Annotated in this window: 3 rRNA genes; all 3 read left to right on the top strand. The window is 61.1% G+C overall.

Annotated features, from left to right (window positions below):
- The first annotated feature begins 156 nt into the window (after positions 1-156).
- The 3 genes from ACI798_RS23070 (at position 157) to rrf (ending at position 5509) form a co-directional block, all read left to right on the top strand.
- Positions 157-1681: ribosomal RNA gene (locus ACI798_RS23070) — 16S ribosomal RNA — on the top strand.
- Positions 1682-2136: 455 nt separating this feature from the next.
- Positions 2137-5280, top strand: a 23S ribosomal RNA gene (locus ACI798_RS23075).
- Between the two features lie 112 nt (positions 5281-5392).
- Positions 5393-5509, top strand: a 5S ribosomal RNA gene (gene rrf, locus ACI798_RS23080).
- The 16S, 23S and 5S rRNA genes sit together here, the layout of an rRNA operon.
- The last annotated feature ends 9 nt before the right edge of the window (positions 5510-5518 follow it).

A 5518-nucleotide genomic window follows, 5' to 3' on the forward strand; every position in this document is an offset into this window, starting at 1 on the left:
GCGTCCGCTCCTTGAGAACTCAACAGCGTGCCGAAAGTCAGTGCCAAGTAACAAACCCCCGTGGCCTGGCCGGTGTGTCCGGTCGGGTTGTGGGTTCCTTTGGTTGATGGATGTCGCGATCGGTCAGGTCGCGGTTCTCAGCCGGATGCAAATTCATCTACGGAGAGTTTGATCCTGGCTCAGGACGAACGCTGGCGGCGTGCTTAACACATGCAAGTCGAACGCTGAACCCGCTTCGGTGGGGGATGAGTGGCGAACGGGTGAGTAACACGTGGGCAACCTGCCCCCGGCTTCGGGATAACTCCAAGAAATTGGGGCTAATACCGGATGTGCACCGCTGTCCGCATGGACGGTGGTGAAAAGGGTTTCCGGCCGGGGATGGGCCCGCGGCCTATCAGCTTGTTGGTGGGGTAGTGGCCTACCAAGGCGACGACGGGTAGCCGGCCTGAGAGGGTGACCGGCCACACTGGGACTGAGACACGGCCCAGACTCCTACGGGAGGCAGCAGTGGGGAATATTGCGCAATGGGCGGAAGCCTGACGCAGCGACGCCGCGTGGGGGATGACGGCCTTCGGGTTGTAAACCTCTTTCAGCAGGGACGAAGCCTGTATGGGTGACGGTACCTGCAGAAGAAGCACCGGCCAACTACGTGCCAGCAGCCGCGGTAATACGTAGGGTGCAAGCGTTGTCCGGAATTATTGGGCGTAAAGAGCTCGTAGGCGGTTCGTCGCGTCGGCTGTGAAAACCCGGAGCTCAACTCCGGGCCTGCAGTCGATACGGGCGGACTCGAGTTCGGCAGGGGAGACTGGAATTCCTGGTGTAGCGGTGAAATGCGCAGATATCAGGAGGAACACCGGTGGCGAAGGCGGGTCTCTGGGCCGATACTGACGCTGAGGAGCGAAAGCGTGGGGAGCGAACAGGATTAGATACCCTGGTAGTCCACGCCGTAAACGTTGGGCGCTAGGTGTGGGGGCCATTCCACGGTCTCCGTGCCGCAGCTAACGCATTAAGCGCCCCGCCTGGGGAGTACGGCCGCAAGGCTAAAACTCAAAGGAATTGACGGGGGCCCGCACAAGCGGCGGAGCATGTTGCTTAATTCGATGCAACGCGAAGAACCTTACCTAGGCTTGACATGCACGGAAAAGCCGTAGAGATACGGTGTCCTTCGGGGTCGTGCACAGGTGGTGCATGGTTGTCGTCAGCTCGTGTCGTGAGATGTTGGGTTAAGTCCCGCAACGAGCGCAACCCTCGTTCCATGTTGCCAGCACGTGATGGTGGGGACTCATGGGAGACTGCCGGGGTCAACTCGGAGGAAGGTGGGGATGACGTCAAATCATCATGCCCCTTATGTCTAGGGCTGCAAACATGCTACAATGGCCGGTACAAAGGGCTGCGATACCGCGAGGTGGAGCGAATCCCAAAAAGCCGGTCTCAGTTCGGATTGGGGTCTGCAACTCGACCCCATGAAGTTGGAGTCGCTAGTAATCGCAGATCAGCAACGCTGCGGTGAATACGTTCCCGGGCCTTGTACACACCGCCCGTCACGTCACGAAAGTCGGTAACGCCCGAAGCCGGTGGCCCAACCCCTCGTGGGAGGGAGCCGTCGAAGGCGGGATCGGCGATTGGGACGAAGTCGTAACAAGGTAGCCGTACCGGAAGGTGCGGCTGGATCACCTCCTTTCTAAGGAGCAACTCACTCGGCAGACGTCGTCTGTCGGGTGCAGAGCTGTGCTCGGGCCGTGATGGCCGCCCACGACCGGGTGGTCACGAGTGTTCGAGGCAGTGCTCGAGGGTGGAACGCTGACCAGTTCGGCCGCCGGCCGCGCGCCGGCTCCCAGTACTGCCGGGTGTCCTTCGGGGCGCCGGGTGTGGATCGGAGTCGCGGGTGGTGGGGGTCGTAGGCACGCTGTTGGGTCCTGAGGGAGCGGACCCCGCCGCCGGCCGTGGCCGGTGCGTGGGGGTCGTTGTCTCTGTCCGGGCCCGTCCCGATTCCACATCGCCGCACGTGTGCGGGCCGGTGGGGTCTGTGGGGGCGGGTGACGGGTTGGTCGTTGAGAACTGCACAGTGGACGCGAGCATCTTATGAGCTCCGACCTGCGGGTCGGAGCTTCAGTTCGATGGTTTGTAGGTAAGTGTGGCCAAGATGTTGAGGGCACACGGTGGATGCCTGGGCACCAGGAGCCGATGAAGGACGTGGGAGGCTGCGATAAGCCTCGGGGAGCTGCCAACCGAGCGTTGATCCGAGGGTGTCCGAATGGGGAAACCCCGCACCAGTCATGTGGTGTGACCCGCGCCTGAACACATAGGGCGTGTGGAGGGAACGTGGGGAAGTGAAACATCTCAGTACCCACAGGAGAAGAAAACAACCGTGATTCCGTGAGTAGTGGCGAGCGAAAGCGGATCGAGGCTAAACCGTTTCCATGTGAGACCCGGCAGGGGTTGTGGAGGCGGGGTCGTGGGACGTGTGTGTGCCGGTTCTGCCGGACCGGCGGGAAGTCAGAAAAGATCCGGGTTAGAGGAAGGCCTCTGGAAGGGGTCGCCGTAGAGGGTGAGAGCCCCGTACTCGAAAGCCCGGTCTCTTCCTTTGCAGATGTTCCCAAGTAGCACCGAGCCCGTGGAATTCGGTGTGAATCGGGCGGGACCACCCGCTAAGCCTGAATACTCCCTGGTGACCGATAGCGGACGAGTACCGTGAGGGAAAGGTGAAAAGTACCCCGGGAGGGGAGTGAAATAGTACCTGAAACCGTGTGCCTACAAGCCGTCAGAGCCGGGAATCTCGTCCTCGTGGCGGGCCGGTGATGGCGTGCCTTTTGAAGAATGAGCCTGCGAGTTAGCGGTACGTGGCGAGGTTAACCCGTGAGGGGTAGCCGTAGCGAAAGCGAGTCCGAACAGGGCGTCGTGTGAGTCGCGTGCTCTAGACCCGAAGCCGGGTGATCTACCCATGGCCAGGTTGAAGCGCGGGTAAGACCGCGTGGAGGACCGAACCCACCAGGGTTGAAAACCTGGGGGATGAGCTGTGGGTAGGGGTGAAAGGCCAATCAAACCCGGTGATAGCTGGTTCTCCCCGAAATGCATTTAGGTGCAGCGTCGCGTGTTTCTTGCCGGAGGTAGAGCACTGGATGGCCGATGGGCCCCACAAGGTTACTGACGTCAACCAAACTCCGAATGCCGGTAAGTGAGAGCGCGGCAGTGAGACTGCGGGCGATAAGGTTCGTAGTCGAGAGGGAAACAGCCCAGATCATCGGCTAAGGCCCCTAAGCGTGTGCTAAGTGGAAAAGGATGTGGGATCGCAGTGACAACCAGGAGGTTGGCTTAGAAGCAGCCATCCTTGAAAGAGTGCGTAATAGCTCACTGGTCAAGTGGTTCCGCGCCGACAATGTAGCGGGGCTCAAGCACACCGCCGAAGCCGTGGCACTCCGCCGATACTCCGTCGGGTCTCCTGCGGGAGGGCCGGCCAGGGGGCGGGGTGGGTAGGGGAGCGTCGTGTGGCGGGTGAAGCGGCGGCGGAAGCCAGCCGTGGACGCCACGCGAGTGAGAATGCAGGCATGAGTAGCGAGAGGGGAGTGAGAACCTCCCCCGCCGGAAGACCAAGGGTTCCTGGGCCAGGCTAATCCGCCCAGGGTGAGTCGGGACCTAAGGCGAGGCCGACAGGCGTAGTCGATGGACAACGGGTTGATATTCCCGTACCCGCGAAGGAACGCCCCTGCCGAGGCCAGTGATGCTGACCCACCGAAACCGCTCCGCCCCTTCGGGGTCGGGGTGGGAGTAGCTGGGGACCCGAGCTGGTAGTAGGCAAGCGATGGGGTGACGCAGGAAGGTAGTCGGGCCGGTGAGTGGTGGTACCGGTGCAAGGGTGTGGCCCGCGCCATAGGCAAATCCGTGGCGCATGCAGGGTGAGGCCTGACGCGTAGCCGAATGAGGCGAATCCGATGATCCTATGCTGCCGAGAAAAGCCTCTAGCGAGTTCCGAGCGGCCCGTACCCCAAACCAACTCAGGTGGTCAGGTAGAGAATACCGAGGCGATCGAGCGAACTGTGGTTAAGGAACTCGGCAAAATGCCCCCGTAACTTCGGGAGAAGGGGGGCCCTCGCCCGTGAACACGCACGCCGTGGGCAGCGGGAGGGGGCCGCAGAGACCAGTGAGAAGCGACTGTTTACTAAAAACACAGGTCCGTGCGAAGTCGTAAGACGAGGTATACGGACTGACGCCTGCCCGGTGCTGGAACGTTAAGGGGACGGGTTAGCCGCGAGGCGAAGCTCAGAACTCAAGCGCCAGTAAACGGCGGTGGTAACTATAACCATCCTAAGGTAGCGAAATTCCTTGTCGGGTAAGTTCCGACCTGCACGAATGGCGTAACGACTTCTCAGCTGTCTCAACCACAGGCTCGGCGAAATTGCACTACGAGTAAAGATGCTCGTTACGCGCGGCAGGACGGAAAGACCCCGGGACCTTCACTACAGCTTGATATTGGTGTTCGGTTCGGCTTGTGTAGGATAGGTGGGAGACTGGGAAGCCGGCACGCCAGTGTCGGTGGAGTCGCCGTTGAAATACCACTCTGGTCGAATTGGATGTCTAACCTCGGTCCGTGAGCCGGATCAGGAACAGTGTCAGGTGGGTAGTTTAACTGGGGCGGTTGCCTCCCAAAATGTAACGGAGGCGCCCAAAGGTTCCCTCAGCCTGGTTGGCAATCAGGTGTCGAGTGCAAGTGCACAAGGGAGCTTGACTGTGAGACCGACGGGTCGAGCAGGAGCGAAAGCTGGGACTAGTGACCCGGCACCGGCAGGTGGAAGCGGTGTCGCTCAACGGATAAAAGGTACCCCGGGGATAACAGGCTGATCTTCCCCAAGAGTCCATATCGACGGGATGGTTTGGCACCTCGATGTCGGCTCGTCGCATCCTGGGGCTGGAGTAGGTCCCAAGGGTTGGGCTGTTCGCCCATTAAAGCGGTACGCGAGCTGGGTTTAGAACGTCGTGAGACAGTTCGGTCCCTATCCGCCGTGCGCGTAAGAGACTTGCGAAGAGCTGTCCCTAGTACGAGAGGACCGGGACGGACGAACCTCTGGTGTGCCAGTTGTACCGCCAGGTGCACTGCTGGTTGGCTACGTTCGGCAGGGATAACCGCTGAAAGCATCTAAGCGGGAAGCTCGCTTCAAGATGAGGTCTCTCACCGGGAGCAACCGGGTAAGGCCCCCGCCCAGACCAGCGGGTTGATAGGCCGGAAGTGGAAGCGCCGCAAGGCGTGCGAGCTGACCGGTACTAACAGGCCGAGGGCTTGACCACACACTCCTCCAAGCTTTGCTGTCTCGCGTCCACTGTGCGGTTCTGAACGCACCCGACCCCCCACCCCCTCAGCAACACACCGGGGGATGGGCCGGGGACATGTTCACAGTGTTACGGCGGCCATGGCGAGAGGGAAACGCCCGGACCCATTCCGAACCCGGAAGCTAAGCCTCTCAGCGCCGATGGTACTGCCCCGGAGACGGGGTGGGAGAGTAGGACGCCGCCGGACAACCATTCA

It is taken from the genome of Geodermatophilus sp. SYSU D01045 (assembly GCF_054050295.1).